The organism is Ralstonia psammae, assembly GCF_958405935.1.
GTDB classification, from domain to species: Bacteria; Pseudomonadota; Gammaproteobacteria; order Burkholderiales; family Burkholderiaceae; genus Ralstonia; species Ralstonia psammae.
On the sequence record NZ_CATZBU010000006.1, the window covers coordinates 120,232 to 145,510 of the forward strand.

Below are 25,279 nucleotides of genomic sequence, written 5' to 3' on the forward strand. Positions count from 1 at the left end.
GAGTTAGGTAGCGGGTGGGGCGTCGGCGCCCAGCATGGCGAGAATGTCGCGTGCGCCGCCGGCCAGCATCTGCTGGGCGACGCGCACGCCCAGTGCATCGGCTTCAGCCAGCGTGGATGGCTTGGCCTCGCCATCTGCGGCAAGTTTGCGGGTGCCGTCCTGCGAAGCGACAAAGGCGCGCAGGCGCAGCGTGCCGGCGTCCGACCACTGCGCGAACGAGGCCAGCGGCACCTGGCAGGAACCGCCGAGAATGCGCGAAACCGCACGTTCAGCAGTCACGGCCAGCGCAGTGGGGTCGTCGTGCAGCGGCGCGAGGCACGCTCGCACGTCTGCACGGTCGGCGCGAATTTCGATGCCGAGCGCCCCCTGCCCTGCTGCCGGTAGCGATTCTTCTGGCGCAATGGTCGAGCGGATGCGATCAGCCAGCCCCAGGCGCTTGAGCCCGGCAGCGGCCAGGATGATGGCGGCGTAGTCGCCGCGATCGAGCTTGCCCAGACGCGTATCCAGGTTGCCCCGTAGCGGCTGGATGACCAGATGCGGGAAGCGCGCCCGCAGCGAAGCCTCGCGGCGCAGGCTGGACGTGCCCACGACGGCGCCGGCCGGCAGCGAGGCCAGATCGGCGTAGTCGTTGGAAACAAAGGCGTCACGTGGGTCTTCGCGTTCGAGGATGGCCGATAGCGCAAAGCCTTCCGGCAATTCCATCGGCACGTCCTTGAGCGAATGAACGGCCAGATCGGCGCGTCCCTCGGCCAGCGCGACTTCCAGTTCCTTCACGAACAAACCTTTGCCCCCGACCTTGGCGAGGGAGCGATCGAGAATCTGGTCGCCGCGCGTGGTCATTCCAAGGATGGACACGTCGCACGTGGGATAGTATTTTTGCAATGCAGCACGCACGTGTTCGGCCTGCCAGAGGGCAAGCCGGCTTTCGCGCGAGGCAATGACCAGCTTGGTCGGCGCCTGGGCTGCAGGAGTCGTTGCAAGCTGGGATTGACGGGAAGTCGGGCGGGCGTTGGAAGACATGCGGCAATGGTAGCACGCAGCTTTTTCGCGACAGTCCGGCTATCACGTTGAAGTGATGCAGAAAAGAGGGCCGTTCAGGCACCTTACCTACCCAACCTAGGAGACACCATGACGCAGCCCGCCGCGCGCCGCGCTTCCTCGCGCGCGACCACCGCCCGCAAGGCTTCCGCCGCCCCCGCCAAGTCCAGCAAGACCCCCACGGCCATCAAGACTGCCAAGCCCGTCGCCAAACCGGTGGCCAAGGCCAATGGCGCGGACGAAGCCAACGGCGCATCACTCGGCCCCACTTCCCGGCGCTCGTCGGGCAGCGCCGCGGCCAAGGATCAGCCGCTGAAGGAAGACATCCGCTTCCTCGGGCGCCTGCTGGGCGACGTGCTGCGTGACCAGGAAGGCGGCACCGTCTTCGAAACGGTCGAGACCATCCGCCAGACCGCGGTGCGCTTTCGCCGCGACGGCGACCGCCAGGCCGAACAGGATCTCGACCGGCTGCTGAAAACGCTCTCGCGCGACCAAACCACGTCGGTTGTGCGCGCCTTCAGCTACTTCTCGCACCTGGCGAACATCGCTGAAGACCAGCACCACAATCGCCGCCGCCGTGTCCACGCACTCGCCGGATCGCCGCCGCAGCCGGGCAGCCTGATGCGCGCGTTGCTGTCGGCCGCGGAGGAAGGCCTGTCGGGCGACGTGCTACGCCGCTTCTTTGACACCGCGCTGATCGTGCCGGTGCTGACCGCCCACCCGACCGAGGTGCAGCGCAAGAGCACGCTTGACGCGCAACGCGAAATTGCGCGCCTGCTGGCCGAGCGCGACGCGCCCCTCACCACGCGCGAGCGCGAGCGCAACACCGCGTTGCTGCGTGCCCACGTCACCAAGCTGTGGCAAACGCGCATGCTGCGCACCACGCGCCTGATGGTGGCCGACGAGATCGAGAACGCGCTGTCGTACTACAGGACGACCTTCCTGCGCGAAATTCCCGCGCTGTACCGCGAGTTGGAAGAAGACGTAGCGACCGTGTTCCCGCGTCGCGGCGCACGCGGCGAGCCGGCCCCGCTGCCGCCCTTCTTCCAGATGGGCTCGTGGATCGGTGGCGACCGCGACGGCAACCCCTTTGTCACCGCGACGACGTTGCGCGACGCTGCACAGAAGCAGGCGAGCGTGATCCTCGCGTGGTACCTGGAAGAGATTCACGCACTGGGTGCGGAGCTGTCGATGTCGACGTCGCTGGTGGATGTGAGCGCCGAGCTGCAAGCGCTGGCCGAGCGCTCGCCCGACCACTCCGAACACCGCGTGGACGAGCCGTACCGCCGCGCGCTGATTGGCGTGTATGCGCGCCTGGCCGCCACCTGCCGCGAGCTGACCGGCGAAGACGCGGGCCGCCACGCCGTCGGTCCGGCTCCGGCTTACAACAACGCAGAGGAACTGCGCGCCGACATCCAGATCGTCATCGATTCCTTGGCGGCGCACCACGGCGAAGTGCTGGCCGATGCGCGACTGGCGTCGCTGGCGCGTGCGATTGATGTGTTCGGCTTCCACCTGTCGTCGATCGACTTGCGGCAGGTGTCGGATGTGCACGAAGCGACCGTCGCCGAGTTGTTGAAGGTGGCCGGCGTGGAAGGCGCCTACGCGGCGCTGTCAGAGGCCGACAAACGCACGCTGCTGCTGCGCGAGCTGCAACAGCCGCGCGTGCTGACGCTGCCGTTCCACGCGTACAGCGAGCAGACCACGTCGGAGATCGACATCTTCCGTGCCGCTCGCGAGATGCGTGCACGCTACGGCCATCGCATCGTGCGCAACTACATCATTTCGCACACCGAGACGCTGTCCGACCTGCTGGAAGTGATGCTGCTGCAGAAGGAAGCCGGCATGTTCCGCGCCGGCACGAACGGCAGCGGCGGCGCCGGCCTGGACGTGATGGTGATCCCGCTGTTCGAAACCATCGAAGACTTGCGCAACGCACCGCAGATCATGGGCGACCTGCTTGCCCTGCCCGGCTTCGATGCTGTGCTGGCGGCGCAGGGTAACGAGCAGGAAGTCATGCTCGGCTATTCGGATTCCAACAAGGACGGCGGCTTCCTCACCTCCAACTGGGAGCTGTACAAGGCCGAACTGGCACTGGTGGAGCTGTTCGAGCGCAAGGGCGTACGCCTGCGCCTGTTCCATGGCCGCGGCGGCACGGTGGGCCGAGGGGGCGGCCCGACCTATCAGGCCATCCTGTCGCAGCCGCCGGGCACCGTGAACGGGCAGATCCGCCTGACCGAGCAGGGCGAAATCATCTCCAGCAAGTTCGCCAACCCCGAGATCGGCCGGCGCAACCTGGAAACCATCGTCGCGGCCACGCTGGAAGCCACGCTGCTGCCCACGCGCAACCGCCCCAAGGGCCTGGAAGAGTTCGAAGCCGCAATGCAGGCGCTGTCGGACAACGCGTTTGCCGCGTACCGCAACCTCGTCTACGAAACCCCGGGCTTCAAGGACTACTTCTTTGCCACCACGCCCATCACCGAGATTGCCGACCTGAACCTCGGTTCGCGCCCGGCCTCGCGCAAGCTGATGGACAAGAAGCATCGCCGCATCGAAGACCTGCGTGCGATTCCGTGGGGCTTCTCGTGGGGCCAGTGCCGTCTGCTGCTGCCGGGCTGGTTCGGCTTTGGCAGCGCGGTGCAACGCTGGCTCGATGACGCAGGCAACCCAAAGGCCCGCGCCTCGCGCCTGGCTACGCTCAAGCGCATGCACAAGCAGTGGCCGTTCTTTGCGAACCTGCTGTCGAACATGGACATGGTGCTGTCCAAGGCCGATCTGAACGTGGCGTCGCGCTACGCGCAGTTGTGCGACGACCGCAAGCTGCGTAACGCAGTGTTCTCGCGCATCTCGGCGGAGTTCACGTTGACGGAGCAGATGCTGGCAGCCATCACGGGACAGTCGGAGCGCCTGGCCGACAACCCGCTGCTTGCGCGTTCGATCAAGAACCGCTTCCCGTATCTCGACCCGCTGAACCACTTGCAGGTCGAACTGCTCAAGCGCTTCCGCTCGGGCAAGGCCGGCAGCGACGATGCGCGTGTGCGGCGCGGCATCCATCTGTCGATCAACGGGATTGCAGCGGGCCTTCGCAATAGCGGCTGATCAGGCAGCCAGCGCGGTGGCGGCAGGGCGACGGCTGATCCACGCCATCGCCATCGCGCCGGCGTACGACAGCGTCATCAGGCCAAGCACCATCGGCGAGGCGTGCGCCAGCTCGGGCACCACCGTGACGACCGCGCCCGCCGCTGCCACGCCCAGCAAACTGCCGGTCTGCCGCGCGGCGTTGAGCAAGCCCGACGCCGTGCCGGCCAGTTCGCCCGGTGCCGCAGACAGGATGGTCGACGTCATGGGCGCAATCGCCAGCGCGGTACCACCGCCGTAAGCCACCATCGTCGCGCTCACCACCCACGGGTGCACCTGCCCAGTCAGCGCAGCCGACGTTGCCAGCAAACCCACCGCGCCAATCACGAGGCCACTCAGCATCATCGTCGGCGTGGGAAAACGCGCCATCAGCTTGCCCGCGAAGATATTGCCCGCCGACAGACTCACCGCCATCGGCAGCATGACTAGGCCGGTCTGGCGTGCGCTCAGGTGTTCGACGTTCTGCAAATGCAGGCTCAACACGAACAGTGCGCCGTAATAGCCGAAGTTCAGCAGGAACCCCACGCCGTTGACCGCGCCCAGCGTGCGATGCCCCAGCCAGGCCAGCGGCACCAGCGGCGCAGGGGCCCGACGTTCGGCCAGGACGAACAGCGCGCCGGCCATCACCGTCAGCAGTGCGGCACCCCACACCCATGGCGACTGCGCGCCCCGCACGGGCCATTCAATCGCAGCAAAACACAGCGCCGCGAGCATCATCGCGCTCGTCACCTGCCCCGCCCAATCGAACGGCCTGGCGCGAGCCGGCTGCACGTGACGCACGATGGCCCACGTGCCCAGCATGCCGATCACGCCCAGCGGCACGTTGATCAGGAAGGCACTGCGCCAGCCGTATGTGTCGACCAGCACGCCACCCAGCGCTGGGCCCACGGCTGCGGCAGTCGCGACGATGGCGCCCCACAGGCCAATGGCCCAGGCGCGCTCGCGCGGGTCTTCAAACGTGCTGCGAATGAGCGATAGCGAACTCGGCAGGAACATCGCCGCACCCACGCCCTGCAGGATGCGCGCGGCAATCAGCGTGGTCACTGAAGGCGCCAGCCCGCAGCCGGCCGAGGCCACGATGAAGACCGCCATCCCCGCAATGAACACGGTGCGCGCGCCAATGCGATCGCTCAGCAAACCACCCGTGAGGATGAAGGCGGCAAAGGCCAGTGTGTAGGCATCAACGATCCAGGCAAGTTCTGCGACGCTGCTGTGCAGGCTGTCGCGCATGGCGATGAGCGCCACGTTGACCACGGTGGTATCGAGCACCGCCATGAACACGCCCGACGTGAGAATGCCCAGCGTGGCATTGCGGCGCCACCGGCTGAGATCGGGTTGCAAGTCAGCCTGGGGAGCGGCACCAATGGTATTGGCGTTGCACGAAGACATGGCGGAACCGTTTGGCAATTTCATGCAGCCAAGTGTAGGCTGCGGAGAGCATGCAAAAAAGCGGCGTTTTTGCATCGCAATACTGCAAATCTGCATCACCCATCTACGAAGAATCGGAGCCAGACGTGAACTGGGACAACGGACGCTTTTTCCTGGCGGTGGCGCGCTCCTGCACGCTGCGCGGCGCGGCCCAGCGCCTGGGTGTGGATCAGGCCACGGTGGGCCGCCGCATCGCCGCGCTGGAAGACGAGCTATCGGCCAAGCTCTTCCTGCGGACGTCGACCGCGCTGGTGCTCACACCCGCCGGCGAAGCGCTGATCGGCCCGGCCGAAGCGATGGAGCAGGCGGCGCACACCATCGAGCGCCGTGTTGCCGGCATCGACGACCAACTCGCCGGCACGATCCGCGTGGCCACGACCGACACGATGGCCGCCATCTTTGTACTGCCGGCGATCGCGCAACTGCGGCAGCGGCATCCGGGCATCGATGTCGTCTGCATGGCTTCCAAGAGCATTGCCAACCTGACCAAGCGCGAAGCCGACGTAGCCGTGCGCACGCTGCGGCCCGATTCGCCGGACCTCATCGCGCGGCGCATCGGACAAATGGAAACCGGTATCTATGCGAGCCGCAGCTACGTGGCCGCGCGCGGTGAGCCGGAGGAAGGGACGGCCTTTGCGGGACACGACCTTGTGCTCTATCCGCGCAATGAAGTGCCGTGGATGTGGGAAGACCTCTGCGGCGAGCCAATCACGCGCGGGCGTGTTGTCTTGCAGAGCAACTCGGCGCTGGCGCTGTTCGAGGCAGTGGCCGCAGGCATTGGGATCACCGAACTGGTCTGCCGCCGCGCGCAAGCCTATCCGCAACTGGTGCGCGTGCTGCCCAACCGCCGCAGCATGCAGGACGTTTGGCTCGTTACGCACGCCGATCTGCACAAGACCGCGCGCGTGCGTGCCTTGCTCGATTGCATCGTCGAAGCGTTCGACGCGCACAAAAAAACCGCCACACCGTAACGAGCACAGCCGGTGTGGCGGCCCAACAAACTCCTTAGCTGATGAACGCCACCGGCACCGGGTCTTCACCCAGCACCGAAAGCAGCACCGCCCAGTGCATCGCCTCGTCGCCCAGGATGCTGGCAGCGGCCTTGATCAGGTCGCGCGTGTAGAAATTCGGCATCACGCCCAGATACGCCGAAGTGGCGCCCTTCTCCAGCCCGGCGGCAAAACGCAGCACGTCGGCCTGGTTCTTCAACTGGCTGACCGGGAAGTTGTATTCCGCCACCTTCTTTTCCATGACCGGCGTACCGCCCAGCTTGGAAATCGTGCCCGCCAGCACCGACGCATGTGCCTTGTGGTGGCCCTGGAACTTCACGGCCGTTGCCAGCACGGGCTTTTGCAGCAGGCCGCTTTCCGCCCCCACCTGATATGCGGCGATGGCCTGATACTCCAGGCCGAGCGCCACGTTCAGGATGTTGATGTCGTCTTTCACACTGCCCGATTGGGTCTGTGCCCAGGCTGGCATCGACTGCCCCAGCGACACCGCCGCCAGCGAGCCCAGCGCCATCAGCCCCGGCGCGCGCAGCAGTACGCGGCGGCGCGCGTCGATGCGCGGGTTCTCACCCTCGAACAGATCCATCTCTTTGATCGTATCCATCGTCGGTCTCCTTGAATGCGTTGGGAAGAAGCGCGAGCCGCGTGGTGCCGAGGTGCGGGATCGCGGGCGTTTGTCCAGCGCCTGACCGCTTATACGCAGGCCACGCCCGACTGGATGCAAACCGCCGCACGATCCACGTGAAATCCCCCAACGGCCGAGGTTTCTTCCTACACTTTGGGCAGGACCGTCCACAAAAAAGCTGCCCACGTGCTTACCTTCCAGCGCACCGCCGAAGACCAAGCCGCGCAAAACGCCGATCCGCCGACGACTGCCGGAGCAACTCGCCCCCAAAGTGCCGAGGCTGATGCGTTGGCGGCGCTGCTGCAGCGCGTCAGCCTGGGTGAGCGCGACGCCTTGCGCACGCTCTATACGCGCTGCGCGCCGAAACTGTTTGGACTCGCGCTGCGTATCTTGGTCAGGAAGGACTGGGCCGAGGACGTCTTGCAAGAAAGCTTCGTCAACATCTGGCGCCACGCGGGCGATTACCGCCCCCATCTGGCTGCCCCCATGACTTGGATGACCACGATCGTGCGCAACCGAGCACTCGATTGCCTGCGCCGGCAGCATGCCGAACGCGTGCAGGAATCCGTGCCGCTGGACGACACCTACGCCGATGCCCTGGCCGACCACGCCCCCGGCCCGGCCGACCTTGCGCTCGCTGGTCAGCAGGCCCGCGCGCTGGCCGAATGCCTCAGGCGCCTGGACCCGAAGCAGCGCCAGGTCGTGTCGCTCGCCTATCTGCGTGACCTGTCGCACAGCGAGCTGGCGCAAGCGCTGTCACTGCCGCTGGGCACCGTCAAATCCTGGATGCGGCGCGGATTGGACCGCCTGCGCGAATGCCTCGGAGCACCGTGATGGACCCGCGCCACCACCCCGATCTCGTCGACAAGCTAGCCGCCGAATATGCGGTCGGCACCTTGCGCGCCGGTGCACGCCGCCGGTTCGAGCAGCTCATTCGCCACGACGACGCCGTGCGCGCCATGGTCGAACGCTGGCAGCGCTATCTGGCTGACCTGCCCGCGCTCCAGCCGGCCATGGCGCCGCTGCCGGAAATTCTCTGCCGCGTAGAAGTGCAACTCGGCTGGCGCGAGCCGGCGCCGCCGCAAAACGCCCTGTGGCAACGGCTTTGGCAAGGCACCGGCTTCTGGCGCGGCGCCACCGCTGTCGCGGCGGTTGTCGCGGTCGTGGCGATCGGGCTGAACCTGCGGCTGGCGCAGCAATTGCGCGACGCACCCGTCGCCAACGCCGTGGCCGTGTTGCAGGACGCGCAGGCCCAGGCGGCCGTCCTCGTCACCTGGGACGCGCGCACCGGCACGCTGTCGCTCAAGCGGCTGGATGCGACGCCGCTCAATACTGAACAGGCTTTGCAGCTCTGGGCGCTGCCGCCCGGCGGGCATCCTCAGTCACTTGGGGTGATCGGGCACCAGCGCGCCGTGCGGCTGACGGTGGCGCAACCGTTGCGGCAGGTGCCGGCGCTGGCCATCAGCGTGGAACCGCGTGGCGGCTCGCCCAACCCGGAGGGGCCGACCGGGCCGGTGGTCTTCAAGGGCGCGCTGATCGACAGCACGCTGTAGCTGGCCCTGGCGCGGGCGCTGAAAGGCCCGGCGGGCGATATAATCGCGGTTTCCTGAATTTGCGGCTGGCGCCTCTTGCTGGCCGCGCTCCTGCAGCTGTCCGCCCATGACCTCCCAACTCGCCAAGAAGGCCGAAGCGTGGTCCGCCCGCTTTAACGAGCCGGTGTCCGATCTCGTCAAGCGCTATACCGCGTCGGTGTTCTTCGATAAGCGCCTCGCACTGTTCGACATCCAGGGCTCGCTCGCGCACGCCGCCATGCTCGCCAAGCAGGGCATCATCGCCGAAGCCGATCGCGCCGCCATCGAAAAGGGCATGACGCAAATCCGCCAGGAGATCGAAGCCGGCACGTTCGAGTGGAAGCTGGACCTGGAAGACGTGCACCTGAACATCGAAGCGCGCCTGACCGCCATGGCGGGCGACGCCGGCAAGCGCCTGCACACGGGCCGCTCGCGCAACGACCAGGTCGCCACCGACATCCGCCTGTGGCTGCGCAGCGAGATCGACAACATCGTCGGACTGCTCAAAGCCCTGCGCAGCGCTCTGCTGGACTTGGCCGAGCAGCACACCAACACCATCGTCCCGGGCTTCACGCACCTGCAGGTCGCGCAACCGGTGGTGTTCGGGCACCACCTGCTGGCCTACGTCGAGATGTTTACGCGCGACACGGAGCGCATGCTCGACGCCCGCCGCCGCGTGAACCGCCTGCCGCTGGGCGCCGCCGCACTGGCCGGCACGAGCTACCCGATCGACCGCGAATTCGTCGCGCAGCAACTCGGCTTTGACGGCGTCTGCCGCAACTCGCTGGATGCCGTGTCCGACCGCGACTTCGCCATCGAATTCTGCGCCGCCGCCGCGCTCATCATGACGCACGTCTCGCGCTTCTCTGAAGAGCTGGTGCTGTGGATGAGCCCGCGTGTGGGCTTTATCGACATTGCCGACCGCTTCTGCACCGGCAGCTCGATCATGCCGCAGAAGAAAAACCCGGACGTACCGGAACTGGCGCGTGGCAAAACCGGCCGCGTCAACGGCCATCTGATCGGCCTGCTCACGTTGATGAAGGGCCAGCCGCTCGCGTACAACAAGGACAACCAGGAAGACAAGGAACCGCTGTTCGACACGGTGGATACGGTGGTCGACACGCTGCGCATCTTTGCCGACATGGTGCCGGGCATCACCGTCAAGGCCGACGCCATGCGTGCCGCTGCGCTGCAGGGCTACGCCACCGCCACCGACCTGGCCGACTACCTCGTCAAGCGCGGCCTGCCCTTCCGCGATGCACACGAAGCCGTGGCTCACGCCGTGCGCGCCTGCGACGACCTGCGCTGCGACTTGGCAGATCTGTCCGTCGCACAACTGCGTGACATCTGCGGCCTGGGCGACAAGTCCGACCTGATCGGCGACGATGTGCACGCTGTGCTGACACTGGAAGGCTCAGTCGCTTCTCGCAACCACATCGGCGGAACAGCGCCGGAGCAAGTGAAGCAAGCCATTGCGTTTGCACGCGCTGCGCTCACCGAATAATCTGCCGTACGATCCAAACAAAAACGCCGCGCAATGATTGCGCGGCGTTTTTTTATTTGCTCTCTGCAGCTTGGGACGGCGCCGAACAGCGCAGCGAGCGGCTCAAGGTTGGGTCAAGAAGCCCAACCGTAGGTACGGCGAGCATCGCAGGGCCAAGATTGAGACGCGCAGTCGCTTTACGGCGTCCTATCGGACGCAGTCGACGAAGTACCCCATCTTGCCATCGACCTCTTCCTCGACCAGCCCGTGGATGTCCGTCTCGAAGCCCGGGAACAACTTGTTGAACTCGCGTGCGAACTGCAGGTACTGCACGATCGTCTTGTTGAAGCGCTCGCCCGGAATCAGCAGCGGAATGCCCGGCGGATACGGCGTCAACAGGATGCCGGTGATGCGGCCTTCCAGGTCGTCGATCGCGACACGTTCGGTCTCGCGGTGGGCCATCTTGGCCCAGGCGTCCGACGGGATCATCGCCGGCTCCATGTTCGACAGGTACATCTCTGTCGTCACACGGGCCACATCGTTGGCCTGATAGACGCTGTGGATGCTGTCGCACAGCTCACGCAGGCCGATGCGCTCGTACTGCGGATACTGGCGCACGAATTCCGGCAACACGCGCCACAACGGCTGGTTGTTGTCGTAATCGTCCTTGAACTGCTGCAGTTCCGTCACCAGCGAATTCCATCGGCCCTTGGTAATGCCGATCGTGAACATGATGAAGAACGAGTACAGACCCGTCTTCTCGACGATAATGCCGTGCTCGGCCAGGTAGCGCGTGACGATGGCGGCCGGGATGCCGGAATCGCTGAACTTGCCGTCCACGTCCAGGCCCGGTGTGATGATGGTGGCCTTGATCGGGTCGAGCAGGTTGAAGTCTTCAGCCAGATTGCCGAAGCCGTGCCAACGCTCGTTGGCCTTGAGCATCCACGCTTCGCGCTCTTCGATGCCTTCGTCCGACAGGTCGTTCGGGCCCCAGACCTTGAACCACCAGTCGTCGCCACGGCCGTTGCCGCTATTCGTGCCCAGGTATTCGTGTTCGACCTTGCGCATCGCGCGGCGGAAGTCCAGTGCTTCGGCAATGCTCTCTTCCACCAGCGCGGTGCCGCCGGGCGCTTCCATCATCGCCGCGGCGACGTCGCACGAGGCAATGATCGAGTACTGCGGGCTCGTCGATGTGTGCATCAGATACGCCTCGTTGAAGCGATACGTATCGAGCTTGCGCGTCTCCGAATCCTGCACGAGGATCTGCGACGCCTGCGACAAGCCGGCCAGCAGCTTGTGCGTGCTCTGCGTGGCGTAGACCAGCGCATCCTTGCTGCGCGGACGGCCGTGGCCGATCGCGTGCATGTTCTCGTAGAACGGGTGGAACGATGCGTGCGGCAACCACGCTTCGTCAAAGTGCAGCGTGTCGATTTCGGTCGACAGCATGTTCTTGATCATCTCGGCGTTGTACAGCACGCCATCGTACGTACCCTGCGTGATGGTCAGGATGCGCGGCTTCTTGTTCTTGGCTTTGCTGGCAAACGGGTGGTCGGCGATCTTCCGGGCAATCGTTTCCGGCTCGAATTCGCTCTTCGGAATCGGGCCGATGATGCCGAAGTGGTTGCGCGTCGGCATCAGGAACACGGGAATCGCACCCGTCATCATGATCGCGTGCAGATTCGACTTGTGGCAGTTGCGGTCCACCACCACGATGTCGCCCGGCGCAACGTTGGCGTGCCACACCATCTTGTTCGACGTCGACGTACCGTTGGTCACGAAGAACATGTGATCCGAGCCGAAGATGCGCGCGGCGTTGCGCTCGGACGCGGCCACCGGACCGGTGTGATCAAGCAGCTGGCCCAGTTCTTCCACGGCGTTGCAGACGTCGGCGCGCAGCATGTTCTCGCCGAAGAACTGGTGGAACACTTGTCCCACCGGGCTCTTCAGGAACGCCACGCCACCCGAGTGCCCCGGGCAATGCCACGAATACGAGCTGTCCTGCGCGTAGTCGATCAGCGCCTTGAAGAACGGCGGCGGCAGCGAATCCAGGTAGTTACGCGCTTCCCGGATGATGTGTCGGGCCACGAACTCCGGCGTGTCCTCGAACATGTGGATGAAGCCGTGCAGCTCGCGCAGCACGTCGTTCGGCAGGTGGCGTGAGGTGCGCGTTTCGCCGTACAGGAAGATGGGAATGTCAGCGTTGCGGCGACGCACTTCGGCCACGAAGGCGCGCAGGTTTTCAACCGCTTCCGGTTCGGGCTTGTCGTTGTCCGGGTTGATGAATTCATCGTCGTCAATCGAGACGATGAAAGTGGACGCACGGCTCGACTGCTGCGCGAACGAGGTCAGGTCGCCATAGCTGGTCAGGCCCGTGACCTCCATGCCTTCCTGTTCAATGGCCTGGGCCAGCGCGCGAATGCCCGACCCGGAGATGTTCTCGGAGCGGAAGTCCTCGTCAATGATGATGACGGGAAAGCGGAATTTCATCGTGGTTCCTTATGGATGAAGCTAAAGGCACCGCTCCGTAGGTCGGAAACGGAGAGTCAAACTAAGTCTTGGGCAGCGTCACACCGTGCTGGCCTTGGTACTTGCCACCACGATCCTTGTACGAGGTTTCGCATTCTTCATCGCTTTCAAAGAACAGCACCTGCGCGCAGCCCTCTCCAGCGTAGATCTTGGCGGGCAGCGGCGTGGTGTTCGAGAACTCCAGCGTCACGTAGCCTTCCCACTCGGGCTCGAACGGCGTGACGTTCACGATGATCCCGCAGCGCGCGTACGTGCTCTTGCCCAGACACACGGTCAGCACCGTGCGGGGGATGCGGAAGTACTCCATCGTGCGGGCCAGCGCGAACGAGTTCGGCGGGATGATGCACACATCGCCCTTGAAGTCGACAAACGACTTCTCGTCGAAGTTCTTCGGATCGACAATGGTGCTGTTGATGTTGGTGAAGATCTTGAATTCGTCGGCGCAGCGGATGTCGTAGCCGTAGCTCGACGTGCCGTAGGAAACGATGCGGCGCCCTTCGGACTCGCGCACTTGACCGGGCTCGAACGGCTCGATCATGCCGTGCTGCTCGGCCATGCGGCGGATCCATTTGTCGGATTTGATGCTCATGGGATGCCTTGGATGAACAAATGGGGGCAGGCTTCGCGGTGCGAAAACTGTCCCCATTTGGTCACGCCAGCGGCCGGGCCCGCGCCTGGGGCCGGTTTGGAACGCGGATTGTACTCCCAAACCTGTGACGGAAAACCCCGTGGCGGGCGATGGCTTGCGCTGGCCTTATCGCGCCTACTGGGTCAAATCAGCGACCGGATTCCGCCGGCTGGGGCAGGTCCCCCCGTGGCCCGACCATGCCGGCCACCTCCGGTTCGGCCACAAAACGGTCACGCCCCGTGTAGAGCAAAAAGTGCCGCCCAGTGCACCGCGCAAACAGGGTCAGATTGACCCGCTGCGCCATCTGGTGGCCCATCTGCGTGACGCCCGAGCGCGATAGCAGGAACGGTATGCCCATCTGCGCGCCCTTGATGACCATCTCGGAGGTCAGGCGGCCGGTGGTGTAGAAGATCTTGTCGCCGCCATCCATACCGTCCAGCCACATGCGGCCGGCGATGGCATCCACGGCATTGTGGCGGCCCACGTCTTCGATGAAGTGCAGCAGTTCGCCATGCGCATCGAACAGCGCGCAGCCATGCACCGAGCCCGCTTGCTTGTAGATCGACTGCTGCAGGCGGATGGTGTCGACCACGCGGTACAGCGTGGTCTGCGTCATGCGCGCGGCGGGCGGGAGATGGATGGCGTCGATCTCGTCCATCAGCGAGCCAAACACAGTGCCTTGCCCGCAGCCGGTGGTCACGGTGCGGCGGGCGGTCTTCTCGTCCAGGTTGGCAATGCCGGCGCGCGTGGTAACGGCAGCGGATTCGGTTTCCCAGTCGACCTGGATCGAGGCGATGTCTTCGATGCTGCTGATCAGGCGCTGGTTACGCAGATAGCCAAGCACGAGCGCTTCGGGCGCGCCGCCCAGCGTCATCAGCGTGACGAGTTCGCGCTTGTCGAGGTAGACCGTGAGCGGACGCTCCCCGGGAATGTAGACGTTGCGGGCGCGGCCCAGCTCGTCGAGCACTTCAACCTCGTCGAGCAGTGGAACGGAAGCGTTGGTCAGTTCGGGGCGCAGCGGCATCAATATCTTCGTTCAAATAAAAATGCGCACGGCAGGCGTGCGCATGGTGCGGCTGGTACCCGCCCGGGAGCAGGTACCGCGTGCGGGCGATCAGTTCGCCACGATCACGCCGCAGGCGATGCGCCCGCCGGAATTGCCGGTGGGCTGGGTCATGTAGTCGTCCTTTCCTGCGTGGACGATCAGCGCGTGGCCGACCAGGCTGGTGGGCCCGGGCGACAGCGTCACGCCAGAAAGAACGATCGAGCCGACGGACTTGCCGTTGGCATCGGATTGCAGCATCGGAATGTCGCCGGCGTGGTGCGTGCCATGACGCGGATCACCGTGCTGCTGGCCGGTCGGATTGAAGTGGCCGCCGGCGCTATTGCCGTCCGGCGACGAGCAATCGCCCTTCTCATGCACGTGGAAACCGAACATGCCGTTGGCCGGCAGGCCGGAAATATCCACGGCGACGGCAACCCGATTGTCGCCTTGCTGCGCGAGCTTCACGCTGCCTTGCACGGTGCTGCCGCTCTTGGGTGCCAGCACAGCCGAAGCCGTCATGGCACCGTCACCGGCATTCGCCGCCTTGGCCGTCGACGCTGAGTTCGATGCGCAGCCGGCCATCAGGCCGATCGCGGCGAGTGCAATCACGAGTTGCTTCATGTGTCACCTCCAGTCAGGGTTCACTCGGGGAGCGGACGATTGTACTGCCGGATGATGAACACGCAACATTGGCAACAACGGTTCACCCTTTGGCCGCCGGCGCTGGTGCTGGTGCTGGCGGCACGGGTGCGACAAACGCCCCCGGATCAACGCAAGGCGCGCCCGGTTGCGCATGCACAGCCTTGCCGCCGGCCTGGTAGGACGCCACGACCTTGTCCTGCGCCTTGCACGTCTGGAACGCGGTTACCTTGTCGCCCCAGGCCGCCTTGGCCTTCGCCAGATCCGCCTGTGCTTTCTGTTCTTCCGTCGGCGCCGGCAGCTTGGCACCGGCCAGTCCGCTTGTCAGGCTCAGCATGGCGGCAGCAAGTGCCATACCTGCGGCGCGGGTCAGTGCGGATGCATACATGGTGAGGTTCCTCGAATCGGTGGCAGTCGATGGCGTCATGACTTGGCAGGCTGCTCGCTCGGCGCGGGCGGCGCAGGCGGTTGCGACCGCTGCGCCGGGATCTTGCCGGCCTTGACGTCGTCGTACCAAAGCTCGTGGTGCTCCTTCGCCCAGGCCTCGTCGACATAGCCGTCACGCATGGCCCGGTAAGCGCCTTCCATGCCGATCGTGCCCATGTAGATATGGCCCAGCGACATGCAGATCATGCCCACTGCCGCAATCGCGTGAATGACCTCCGCCAGTTGCATCGTGCTGCGGTAGTAGTCCACGCCGGGAACGATGCGATCGAGTGTCCAGCCCGAGGCCGACAGGATCAGCCCGAACACGACGAGCCCGCCCCAGAACCAGAGTTTCTCGCCGGCATTGAAGCGGTGCGACGGCACTTCGGCGCCATGCTCCCCGGCAAACATGCCGCCCAGGCTCAGCAGCCATTTCACATCACCGCGGCGCGGCAGGTTGTCCCGCACCCACATCACGAAGGCCACGATGATGCTGACCGTGAAGAGTGGCCCGATCAGGTTGTGCAGGTTTTTCAGCACGTACGTCAGCCAGCCGAACAACTGGTGGCCGAGGATCGGCAGCAGGAAATGCTTGCCCCAGAGCATGACGATGCCCGATACGCCCAGCGTGACGAAGGAGATCGCCATCGTCCAGTGCACGTAGCGCTCGGTGGGTGTAAAGCGCTCGATCTTGCGGCCGGTGGGCGCTTCCTTCAGACGGATCATGCCGCGCCACAGGAAGAAACCGAGGATGAGCAGCGGCACCAGCACCACGAGCCAACCGCCCCACACCGTGATCACGCCATTGCGGAACAGCCGCCATTTCTGCCCGGTGCGCTGGATCAGCACGCCGGCTTCCAGGCCGGGAATGCTGGCGTAATGCGCCTGATCGGAGTTCACCTCGCGCCAGACGGGCGCATTGTTGCCCGGTTGCGTGGCGCGGCGTGCGGCCTGGTCCCGCGCCTCTTTGCCGAGATCGCGCTTCTGGACGTCAAACACGTTCTCCGAGACGATGTTGGAGAACGGCTGCGCAGGCTGCACGGCGGGATTGACCGGGGCGCTCGCCGCCGGTGCGCTGGCCGGCTGCTGGGCACTCGCCCACGCCGCCGCGCCACCGAGCAGCACTGCCATCACAAGGTGTTTCCAGGAAGTGCCCATGGACGAACCTCCGCTTGCGCGCGTCATGGCGTCTTGTTGTACTCGTTCTGATACTGGCCGCGCGCGCGGATCTGGTTCGTCCAGCTCGTGCGGTCACCGGGCGTCCAGTTCTTGGCCATGAACGGGTCGTCTTGCGCCCCCTTGTAGGCGGGCGCGTCGTCCTTGCGGTGCGAGGCAAATGCCGTTTGCGCGCGTTCGCCGCATGCGCCGAGCAGCAGTGCGGCGCCTGCGGCAATCAGTAGGCTGGTCGATCGTGCTCGGGGGGTCATGATTGCGCTCCCGGCGTTGAAGCAGGCGCGGCGGGCGCGGCCGGGGTCGCCGGCACTGCCTGGCCACCCTTGCCCTGCGCACCGCCGTAAGCCGTGCCCCACCCGAACAACTCCGCGCCCTTCCCGCGTTTCATGACCCGGTTACGCAGGATGTCGGAAATCACATCGCCATCGCCCCCGAGCAGCGCCTTCGTCGAGCACATTTCCGCGCACAGCGGCAGCTTGCCTTCGGCCAGACGGTTGCGGCCGTACTTCTCGAATTCTTCTTCGCTGCCGTTCTTCTCGGGGCCGCCCGCGCAGAACGTGCACTTGTCCATCTTGCCGCGCACGCCAAACGTGCCTTCGCTCGGGAACTGCGGGGCACCGAACGGGCAGGCGTACGAGCAGTAGCCGCAGCCGATGCAGACATCCTTGTCGTGCAAAACGACGCCGTCTTCGGTGCGGTAGAAGCAGTCGACCGGGCAGACCGCCATGCATGGTGCATCGGAGCAATGCATGCACGCTACGGAGATGGACTTCTCCGCGCCGATCATGCCGTCGTTGATGGTAACCACGCGCCGGCGGTTCACGCCCCAGGGCACTTCGTGTTCGTTCTTGCAGGCCGTGGCGCAAGCGTTGCATTCGATGCAGCGCTCGCTGTCACAGATGAATTTCATGCGTGCCATGTTGATCTCCCCGTCCTTATGCGAACCGCTCGATCTGGCAGACCGTCGTTTTCGTTTCCTGCATCATCGTCACCGAGTCGTAGCCGTAGGTGGTGGCCGTGTTGACGGCCTCGCCGCGCACGATCGGGTGGGCGCCTTCCGGGTAGTAATCGAGCAGGTCCTTGCCCTGCCACCAGCCCGAGAAGTGGAACGGGATGAAGGCGTGGTCCACACCCACGCGCTCCGTCACCAGCGCGCGCACCTTGATCTGGGCGCCGGTCGGCGTCTTGACCCAGACGAAGTCGTTGTGGCGGATACCCCGGTCAGATGCAGCCTTGGGGTTGATCTCGACAAAGTTCTCTTGCTGCAGCTCGGCAAGCCACGGGTTGGAGCGCGTCTCTTCGCCGCCGCCCTCGTACTCCACCAGGCGGCCGGAGGTGAGGATGATCGGGAATTTCTCGTAGACCTTGTTCTCGATATTGCGCTGCTGCACCGTCTTGTACAGGGTCGGCAGGCGCCAGAAGACCTTCTTGTCGTCGTGCGTGGGGTACTTGGCGACCATGTCGGGCCGCGTGGAATACAGCGGCTCGCGGTGCTGCGGGATGCCGTCGGGGAAGTTCCACACGATGGCGCGCGCCTTGGCGTTGCCGAACGGGTGGCAGCCGTGCTTCATCGCCACGCGCTGGATGCCGCCGGACACATCGGTCTTCCAGTTCTTGCCTTCGGCGGCTTTCTTCTCGGCGTCGGTGAGGTCGTCCCACCAGCCGAGTTTCTTGAGGAACACGTGGTCGAACTCGGGGTAGCCGGTGGTCAGCTCCGAGCCCAGCGAGAACGAGCCATCCTCGGCCAGCAGGTTGACGCCGTCACGCTCTACGCCAAAGTTGGCGCGGAAGTTACCGCCGCCATCCATCACGTGCTTGCTGGTGTCGTACAGGTTGGGCGAGCCGGGATGCTTGAGTTCCGGCGTGCCGTAGCACGGCCACGGCAGGCCGAAGTAATCGCCGGTCAGGTCGTAGCCGGTTTCCGCGTCCTTTCCACCCTTGCAGCGCAGCGTGCGCACGTCGAACATGTGCATGTTGCGCATGTGCGCCTTCAGCCGTTCCGGCGATTGGCCTGTGTAACCGATGGTCCAGTTGCTGCGGTTGATCTCGCGCAGGATCGATTCGATCTCGGGCTCGCGCCAGGTCATGCCTGCGCGCTTGTATTCCGTGATCTTGTAGTTCTTCGACAGCTCCTTGCCGAAGCCGAGACGGTCCGCAAAGGCCTGCATGATGACGTGGTCCGGCTGCGATTCGAACAGCGGCTCAATCACCTTCTCACGCCATTGGAGCGAACGGTTGGACGCCGTGCACGAACCCGACGTTTCGAACTGCGTGGCCGCGGGCAGCAGGTAGACGGCGCGGTTCGGATTTGGCGGCGTGCCATCGGCGGCGGGCATGTTGGCCATGGCCGCCGTGGCCGACGGATACGGGTCGACCACCACCAGCAGGTCGAGCTTGTCGAGCGCACGCTTCATCTCCAGCCCGCGCGTTTGCGAGTTGGGCGCGTGGCCCCAGTAGAAGACCGCGCGGACGTTATTGTCCTGGTCGATGAGGTCGTTCTTCTCGAGCACCGCGTCGGCCCAGCGCGAAACCGTCGTGCCCGACTTCTCCATCATCACCTGCGAGACGAAGCGGTTCTTGATCCAGTCGTAATCCACACCCCATACGTTGGCGAAGTGCTTCCACGCGCCGGCGGCCAGGCCGTAGTAACCCGGCAACGAGTCGGGGTTGGGGCCAACGTCGGTCGCGCCCTGCACGTTGTCGTGGCCACGGAAGATATTGGCGCCGCCGCCCGACTTGCCGATGTTGCCCAGGGCCAATTGCACAATGCACGACGCGCGCACGATGGCGTTGCCGATGGTGTGCTGCGTCTGGCCCATGCACCACACCAGCGTGCTGGGGCGGTTCATCGCCATCATCTCGGCGACCTTGTGCACCTGCGCCTCGGGCACGCCGCACACTTCTTCGACCTTGTCCGGCGTCCACTTGGCGAGCACTTCCTCGCGCACCTTGTCCATGCCGTAGACGCGGTCGTGGATGTACTGCTTGTCTTCCCAGCCGTTTTTGAAGATGTGGTGCAGCACGCCAAACAGGAATGCGATGTCGGTGCCCGAGCGGATGCGCACGTATTCGTCGGACTTGGCCGCCGTACGGGTGTAGCGCGGGTCGACCACGATGACCTTGCAGCCCGTTTCCTTGGCATGCAGCAGATGCAGCATCGACACCGGATGCGCCTCGGCCGCGTTCGAGCCGATGTACAACGCGCACTTGGCGTTCTGCATGTCGTTGTACGAGTTCGTCATCGCGCCGTAGCCCCAGGTGTTGGCCACGCCGGCTACGGTGGTGCTATGGCAGATACGCGCCTGGTGGTCGCAGTTGTTGGTGCCGAAGAACGACACCCACTTGCGCATCAGGTACGACTGCTCGTTGCTGTGCTTGGACGAACCCACGAAGAAGAACGAATCCGGCCCGGTTTCCTGGCGGATCGTGTTCATCTTGGCGACGATCTCGTTGAGCGCCTGTTCCCAGCTGATGCGCTGGTACCGACCGCCGACGAGCTTCATTGGCGTCTTCAGGCGGTATTCGCCATGACCGTGCTCGCGCAGGGCAGCGCCTTTGGCGCAATGCGCGCCCAGGTTGATCGGCGAGTCGAATACCGGTTCCTGACGCACCCACACGCCGTTCTGCACGACGGCGTCCACCGCGCAGCCGACCGAGCAGTGCGAGCACACCGTGCGGCGGACGACGATGTCCCCCTTGCCTTCGGCGGCCTGGGCCTCCCCCACCACCGATTTCTTCACCAGCGAGAGTTGCGTGGCGGCCAGCCCTGCCCCCACGCCAATGCCGGAGCGCTTGAGGAAGGTGCGGCGATCCATGGTCGGCAGTGTTCCGGCCAGGCTGCGCGCCAAGCTGCCTGCGAGCGACGAGACGCCCTGGCGGTGAGCCGTGGCGGCTTTGGTGTCCTGTACCGCCGGTTTGCGGGTCAGAAGCATGAGGTCACCTGAAGATGTGGAGGATGCGAAATTGCCGAGGCGCGCGGGTGCGGCGCATCAGATCCAGGTCGTCTTGTAGTACTTGCGGATGTGCTCGGTCAGCCGATAGCCGGTGGCGGTGTCGTCCACCGGTTCGACCTGCGGCGCGGCAGAAGCGAGTGGCGCCTGCCCCAGGCGCGTCGCGGTGGCTGCGGTGCCTGCAGCCGCGGCAGCGACCGCGGCGCCCATCAGGAAGCGTCGGCGGGTGGGCGCGGACTCAGCGGAATCCGCCTCTGGGCGGGCGTGAGGGACGGTGTTCGGACCTGGCATTTCAAGGCTCCCCGGCTTTTCCAAACCGATGACCGAATGTAATAGGAATTTTTGAACACATTTTAGGAGTAACCGCAGGGGAAAACCATGCCGAAAACCCCTCCCCCAGGGATTTTCCTGACGATTTACCGATGAATTTTTTCAATGAGTGCGGTTTGAACCGGTCCGCCGTGATGCTGGCAGGGCGTGGCTCTTGGCCTGCCGCTTAATTTCTAGGCAGCCAGACGATTGCAGTCAGGCCAATTCCAGCGCGAGCCGCTCGACGTCAAAAAACGTTTTTGCCAATCCCGCCACGTCGGCATAAAACGCGGCGCGCGGATGCTGCAATACAGCATCACAAGCCGTATCGACCCAGGGTGCCAAATGGCGCTGGAAAAAAGCACGCTGCTCTTCGATGCGGCCCGCCGCCGGATCATCCCCGGCGATCAGGTAGCGCATGACTTCGCACAGCGTCGCGAGGTGGTCTTCGGTTTCCGTGATGCCCTCGGCGCGCTCCAAGCCGAAGCGACGCAGGTCGTCGCGCAGCACCACGAGCGGCTTTTCGTTCATGAAACCGGCTTGGTAATACGAGCCGTACAAGAACACTTCGGGCTTGCCGACGCCGATAAACAGCTCGGTGTATTCGTCGTCGGCCTGCTCGGCGGTGGTCTGGCCGGCGCGGGCAACAAGCTTTCGCCAGGCCTGGGTAAGTGCACTGCTGGCGGCGGCTTCGGCATCGGCGGGGGCGATATCGTCGTCGCCCACCGGGTCCAGCGGCGCGGCGGCAATGCGCTGCAGCAAATCGGCGTCCGCCGCGTGGAAGAACAGCGTGGCGAGCAGGCCGTACAGGTCGGCACGGGCGAGATCCTCGGCGCTGTCGGCAGGCGTGGCGGCGGGCTGGAACTGCAGGGGCTGGGCGTCGGTCATGGGATCAGGAATCGGTCTTCAATGCGCGGTCTTCAGTGCGTGGCGCCCGGGCGTTCGCCGTGCTGCATCATGTCGATCACGCGGCAGTCGCTGCACATCTTGAGGCGCTCGGCGGCGGCGCCGGAAAACGCCGGATGCGCGCCGAGCTTGGCGAGCATCGTCGCGACCATCTGCGCGGTGCCGAACGGCTTGTTGCAGCGGATGCAGTGGAACGGCTGCGCCTCGTTGAGCGTGACCGATTGGCGAGCTTGCGCCGACAGGTTCAGACGCGGCGCGAGGGCGATGGCGCTTTCAGGGCATGTGGTTTCGCACAAGCCGCATTGGACACAGTTGCGCTCGATCATGGCCAGCACGGGGCGCTCGGCCTGATCGCGCAGCGCCTGCGACGGGCACGCGCCCACGCACGCCATGCACAGCGTGCAGCTTTCGCGGTTCACGGTGATGGCGCCAAACGGTGCGCCGGCCGGCAGCGGGATGATCGCCTCGGTGGCCTTGGCGTGGCGCGCAAGATGCTCGAGCGCGAAGTCCAGCGTCTCGCGCTTGGCAGCGGCCACCGCGAAGGTCGCGGCCGGCATGTCACGGCGAAAACCGCGCAGCGGGCCAGACACGTCGGCGTGGCTCAAGCGTGCGTCAAGCGCAGCCGCATCCGCCACGTCGATCAGCACCACGCCCAACCCATCCGCCGGTTCGCCCAACCCGTGCAGCACGGCCTGTGCCACGGCAACCTGCTCGGCGAGCATCGTGCGGTACTGCGGTGCGTCGTCTTCCGTCAGCAGGATGGCGATACGCGCGGCGCCGTAAGCCAATGCAGCAAGCCACAGGTCCAATCCCGTCGATGCCGCATGGAAGACCTCGACCGGGAGCACATTCACCGGCACGCCCTGTGCCTTGCCGATGCGCGCAGCACGGCCCAGTTGCTCGATCAGGGTACGGCCGCGCTCACCGTTATGCAGCAGAACCACGGCATCACGCCCACCCGCCGATGCATACGTGCTCAGCAGCGTCTTGAGCTTGCGCCCCTGGTACGGCGCGCTCGGATAGGCATAGCTGATGGCACCGGTCGGGCACGCGGTCGTACACGCGCCGCAGCCCACGCACAGATTGGGTGTGACGTGCACGCTGCCGCGGCCACCCTTCCATTGCGACGCGATCGCCGAGGCCGAGCACACCTGCACGCAGGCGTCGCAGCCGACTTGGCCGTTACGCCCGTGCGCGCAGATGGACTCCTTGTATTGGAAAAACTTGGGCTTCTCGAACTCGCCCACCATTTGCAGCAGTGCCAGCGATGCCGTCAGCTGGCGGCCCGCGTCTGCGCCCGCGTGAAAGTAGCCCTGCGGCGGCTGGTGCTGGGCAAACGCCGGCGCGTCGTTCAAATCGAAGATCAGGTCGAATTGGCCCGATAGCGTCTGCGGCGCATCCACACGGCTGAAATCGATGGCCATCGCGTCGCCGCAGGCCTTTACGCACGCGCGATGGTCATGGCAGGCATCCAGATCGATCTGGTAGAGCGCGTCGATGGCGCCTTCCGGGCAGACATCGATGCAGGCGTTGCAGCGCGTGCAGCGGTCCAGGTCGATCGGATTGCGGTTGCGCCACTGCACCTCGAACGCGCCAAGCCAGCCTTGCACCTGCACCAGCTCGCCCGCGTGGACGGGCCAGCGGCGCTCCATCGGCGGTACGAGCAGACCGTTTGTGGGGTCGCGTCCGGTGACGAGCATCGTCACGCTCAGTTGGGTGACCAGGCGTTCCGCCCACGGCACCACACGCTCGGCAGGACCGACGATGAGCACGTTGCCGTCGCTGCGGTAGTCGACCACCGGCACCGGGTCCGGCGCCGGCAACCCTGCGACGGCCAGCAGCGCCGCCGTCTTGGCACGGAAACCGCGCGCATCGCGCCTGGCCCCCGCCGACCACCCGCCCGTCTCGCGCACGTTGACGAAATGGATCGGTGCGGTTACGCCCTCGTGCTGCGCAGCCACTTCTGCAAACAGCGTCTTTTCCTGCGTGCAGGCGACGATGACGTCTTCCGTGCCATCCAGCGCCTGCGTGAACGCGCCGATCTCGCGGCGGCACAGCAGGTGGTGCGTCTTGCCGGGCGCGTCGATGGCGGCGTCGGACCCGCGCAGGGCGTCGCCCACCGCATCGGCATCGAGCGGCATGGTGTGATTGCAACTGCAGAGCAGCGTCGGCATGGATGTGTGCGTGAGCGCCCGCGCGCATGGCGCGGGCTGTGGGGACATGGCCGCACGGTCTTTGCCGCGCGGTCTTCCTTTTTATTCTACGGACGGCGGCTTAGCGCCGCCATGCGGGCTTGCCTGAACAGGGTCGTCAACGACGGGCTGCTCGGCGTCGGCAGGTTCAGGCGGCGTCTCGCCTGTCACCGTGGGCGCAGCCTCGGCATCGGGTGGTTCGAAACCCACGCTTTTCGCCACATCCTCGTCCAGCGGCTCGAACAACCGCAATTCCACCGTGTGGCGCAGCTCGCGCAACATCTCGGGCGGAATCGGGTCGGGCTGCGAATAGTCGTCGATGTAGGTATCGAGCCCGTCCATCACATTGAAGTGCGGATCGGCAAAGAGCTTCTTGAGCGCGGCGCGCTTGACGGCTTCGTCCACCCCGTGCGCAACGAAGGGCGCGAAATCATCGGATGGCGTCAGCTTGGCGGCGTCTTCCAGCGTCAGCGGGGGTGGCACCTCGGGCGCGGGCTCGGCCGCCGAAGCTTCGGGCGCCACGACGGGCACCGGCTCGGCGGGCGAGGCCGCTTCCGGTTCGTGCTCGGCCTCGGGCTCGCCCCGCCGCTCGGCGGCCTTGCGACGTGACCAGCGCGAGAGGAACGTTTCGTTGCTCACGGCAGCTCAGCTCAGAACTTCGCGCGGTCTTCCGGCGGCAGGAACGACTCCGGCCGGCGCCGCTTCTTCGGCTCGGGCCGGTAGTTTTCGGCCACGTACGCCTGCAGCCACTCGAGCGCGGCAGCGTCCAGCGGCACGTTTTCGACCGTCTCACCGCCGTCGAGCCAGCGGCCCGCCTCGTTGTAGCTCAGCGAAACCGTATGCGGAATCGCCCGGCCCTCGTCCGTCGTGCCCGACTCGCCCAGGCGCCACAGCACAAACCAGCACGGCGCGGCGGAGGTCACGTTCAGGTAGTAGCCCTCGGCCTCGTCGCGAAACAGCGTGACGGAGAAGCCGGGCGTGAGCCAGCGCTCGTCGCCCTTCTCATCGTCTGCGCGATCCAGGCAGCGCGGCGCGGTACCGTATTCGCCCAGATCGGGCACGACAGCCTCCAGCCGCCACTGGAACGGCTGCCAGCGGTTGGCCGTCGGACGGCGGCACAGCACCACCGCCACCCTCACAGACGGGCGCTCCGCTTGACGGTCGCTGGGCAACGGCTCGGTGGTGTCCATGGTTT

Annotated in this window: 22 protein-coding genes; 5 read left to right on the top strand and 17 right to left on the bottom strand. The window is 65.4% G+C overall.

The annotated features are described in order from the left end of the window. Window positions 1–3: 3 nt before the first annotated feature. Window positions 4–1,020: a hydroxymethylbilane synthase gene (gene hemC / locus R2N16_RS14435; protein ID WP_316666434.1), complete on the bottom strand. Its 1,017-nt coding sequence runs from the start codon at window positions 1,018–1,020 to the stop codon at window positions 4–6. Window positions 1,021–1,128: 108 nt separating this feature from the next. Between hemC and ppc the strand changes: the two genes are divergently transcribed. Further along, complete coding sequence (ppc, locus tag R2N16_RS14440; RefSeq protein ID WP_316666435.1) at window positions 1,129–4,137, top strand: phosphoenolpyruvate carboxylase; 3,009 nt, start codon at window positions 1,129–1,131, stop codon at window positions 4,135–4,137. Here the strand turns inward: ppc and R2N16_RS14445 are convergent, their stop codons facing one another. Further along, window positions 4,138–5,565, bottom strand: a complete 1,428-nt coding sequence (locus R2N16_RS14445; RefSeq protein WP_316666436.1) for an MFS transporter — start codon at window positions 5,563–5,565, stop codon at window positions 4,138–4,140. Between the two features lie 125 nt (window positions 5,566–5,690). On the opposite strand from R2N16_RS14445, the gene R2N16_RS14450 reads away from it, so the two are divergent. Next, a complete protein-coding gene (locus tag R2N16_RS14450) occupies window positions 5,691–6,575 on the top strand; it encodes a LysR family transcriptional regulator (RefSeq protein WP_316666437.1) in 885 nt (294 codons plus the stop codon). 34 nt (window positions 6,576–6,609) lie between these two features. On the opposite strand, the gene R2N16_RS14455 is transcribed toward R2N16_RS14450, so the two are convergent. Further along, on the bottom strand, window positions 6,610–7,215 hold the full coding sequence (locus R2N16_RS14455; protein ID WP_316666438.1) for a ferritin-like domain-containing protein: 606 nt from the start codon (window positions 7,213–7,215) through the stop codon (window positions 6,610–6,612). Between the two features lie 207 nt (window positions 7,216–7,422). On the opposite strand from R2N16_RS14455, the gene R2N16_RS14460 reads away from it, so the two are divergent. The 3 genes from R2N16_RS14460 to argH all read left to right on the top strand — a co-directional run bounded on the left by R2N16_RS14460 (window position 7,423) and on the right by argH (window position 10,311). Beyond that, window positions 7,423–8,070 carry an RNA polymerase sigma factor gene (locus R2N16_RS14460; RefSeq protein ID WP_316666439.1) on the top strand — a complete coding sequence of 216 codons (648 nt, stop codon included), beginning with the start codon at window positions 7,423–7,425 and terminating at the stop codon, window positions 8,068–8,070. Beyond that, entirely contained in the window at window positions 8,070–8,789 is a 720-nt protein-coding gene (locus R2N16_RS14465) for an anti-sigma factor (protein ID WP_316666440.1), read from the top strand. The genes R2N16_RS14460 and R2N16_RS14465 overlap by 1 nt, the downstream gene beginning before the upstream one ends. A gap of 106 nt (window positions 8,790–8,895) precedes the next feature. Beyond that, on the top strand, window positions 8,896–10,311 hold the full coding sequence (gene argH, locus R2N16_RS14470; RefSeq protein WP_316666441.1) for an argininosuccinate lyase: 1,416 nt from the start codon (window positions 8,896–8,898) through the stop codon (window positions 10,309–10,311). A gap of 186 nt (window positions 10,312–10,497) precedes the next feature. On the opposite strand, the gene R2N16_RS14475 is transcribed toward argH, so the two are convergent. From R2N16_RS14475 to R2N16_RS14540, 14 genes are all read right to left on the bottom strand, one after another. After that, complete coding sequence (locus R2N16_RS14475) at window positions 10,498–12,777, bottom strand: Orn/Lys/Arg family decarboxylase (protein ID WP_316666442.1); 2,280 nt, start codon at window positions 12,775–12,777, stop codon at window positions 10,498–10,500. 61 nt (window positions 12,778–12,838) lie between these two features. Beyond that, on the bottom strand, window positions 12,839–13,405 hold the full coding sequence (gene dcd, locus R2N16_RS14480; RefSeq protein ID WP_012762552.1) for a dCTP deaminase: 567 nt from the start codon (window positions 13,403–13,405) through the stop codon (window positions 12,839–12,841). Window positions 13,406–13,592: 187 nt separating this feature from the next. After that, entirely contained in the window at window positions 13,593–14,468 is an 876-nt protein-coding gene (locus R2N16_RS14485) for a formate dehydrogenase accessory sulfurtransferase FdhD (RefSeq protein ID WP_316666443.1), read from the bottom strand. Between the two features lie 90 nt (window positions 14,469–14,558). Next, window positions 14,559–15,110, bottom strand: coding sequence for a superoxide dismutase family protein (locus R2N16_RS14490; RefSeq protein ID WP_316666444.1), 552 nt, complete (start codon window positions 15,108–15,110; stop codon window positions 14,559–14,561). Window positions 15,111–15,192: 82 nt separating this feature from the next. After that, window positions 15,193–15,516, bottom strand: coding sequence for a hypothetical protein (locus tag R2N16_RS14495; RefSeq protein ID WP_316666445.1), 324 nt, complete (start codon window positions 15,514–15,516; stop codon window positions 15,193–15,195). Window positions 15,517–15,551: 35 nt separating this feature from the next. Further along, window positions 15,552–16,712 carry a formate dehydrogenase subunit gamma gene (locus R2N16_RS14500; protein WP_316666446.1) on the bottom strand — a complete coding sequence of 387 codons (1,161 nt, stop codon included), beginning with the start codon at window positions 16,710–16,712 and terminating at the stop codon, window positions 15,552–15,554. A 23-nt stretch (window positions 16,713–16,735) separates the two neighbouring features. Continuing rightward, complete coding sequence (locus R2N16_RS14505; RefSeq protein WP_316666447.1) at window positions 16,736–16,981, bottom strand: hypothetical protein; 246 nt, start codon at window positions 16,979–16,981, stop codon at window positions 16,736–16,738. Next, window positions 16,978–17,646 (bottom strand): formate dehydrogenase FDH3 subunit beta, encoded by a 669-nt coding sequence (gene fdh3B, locus R2N16_RS14510; protein WP_316666448.1) that lies wholly within the window; start codon window positions 17,644–17,646, stop codon window positions 16,978–16,980. Before fdh3B ends, R2N16_RS14505 begins: the two co-directional genes overlap by 4 nt. A gap of 16 nt (window positions 17,647–17,662) precedes the next feature. Next, on the bottom strand, window positions 17,663–20,659 hold the full coding sequence (locus tag R2N16_RS14515) for a molybdopterin-dependent oxidoreductase (protein ID WP_316666449.1): 2,997 nt from the start codon (window positions 20,657–20,659) through the stop codon (window positions 17,663–17,665). A 57-nt stretch (window positions 20,660–20,716) separates the two neighbouring features. After that, entirely contained in the window at window positions 20,717–20,968 is a 252-nt protein-coding gene (locus R2N16_RS14520; RefSeq protein ID WP_316666450.1) for a twin-arginine translocation signal domain-containing protein, read from the bottom strand. Window positions 20,969–21,202: 234 nt separating this feature from the next. Beyond that, window positions 21,203–21,874 carry a TorD/DmsD family molecular chaperone gene (locus R2N16_RS14525; protein WP_316666451.1) on the bottom strand — a complete coding sequence of 224 codons (672 nt, stop codon included), beginning with the start codon at window positions 21,872–21,874 and terminating at the stop codon, window positions 21,203–21,205. 32 nt (window positions 21,875–21,906) lie between these two features. Next, window positions 21,907–24,066, bottom strand: coding sequence for a 4Fe-4S binding protein (locus R2N16_RS14530; RefSeq protein WP_316666453.1), 2,160 nt, complete (start codon window positions 24,064–24,066; stop codon window positions 21,907–21,909). 81 nt (window positions 24,067–24,147) lie between these two features. Beyond that, window positions 24,148–24,723 carry a DUF3306 domain-containing protein gene (locus tag R2N16_RS14535; RefSeq protein ID WP_316666454.1) on the bottom strand — a complete coding sequence of 192 codons (576 nt, stop codon included), beginning with the start codon at window positions 24,721–24,723 and terminating at the stop codon, window positions 24,148–24,150. 11 nt (window positions 24,724–24,734) lie between these two features. Then, window positions 24,735–25,274 carry a DUF3305 domain-containing protein gene (locus R2N16_RS14540; protein WP_316666455.1) on the bottom strand — a complete coding sequence of 180 codons (540 nt, stop codon included), beginning with the start codon at window positions 25,272–25,274 and terminating at the stop codon, window positions 24,735–24,737. Window positions 25,275–25,279: the final 5 nt, after the last annotated feature.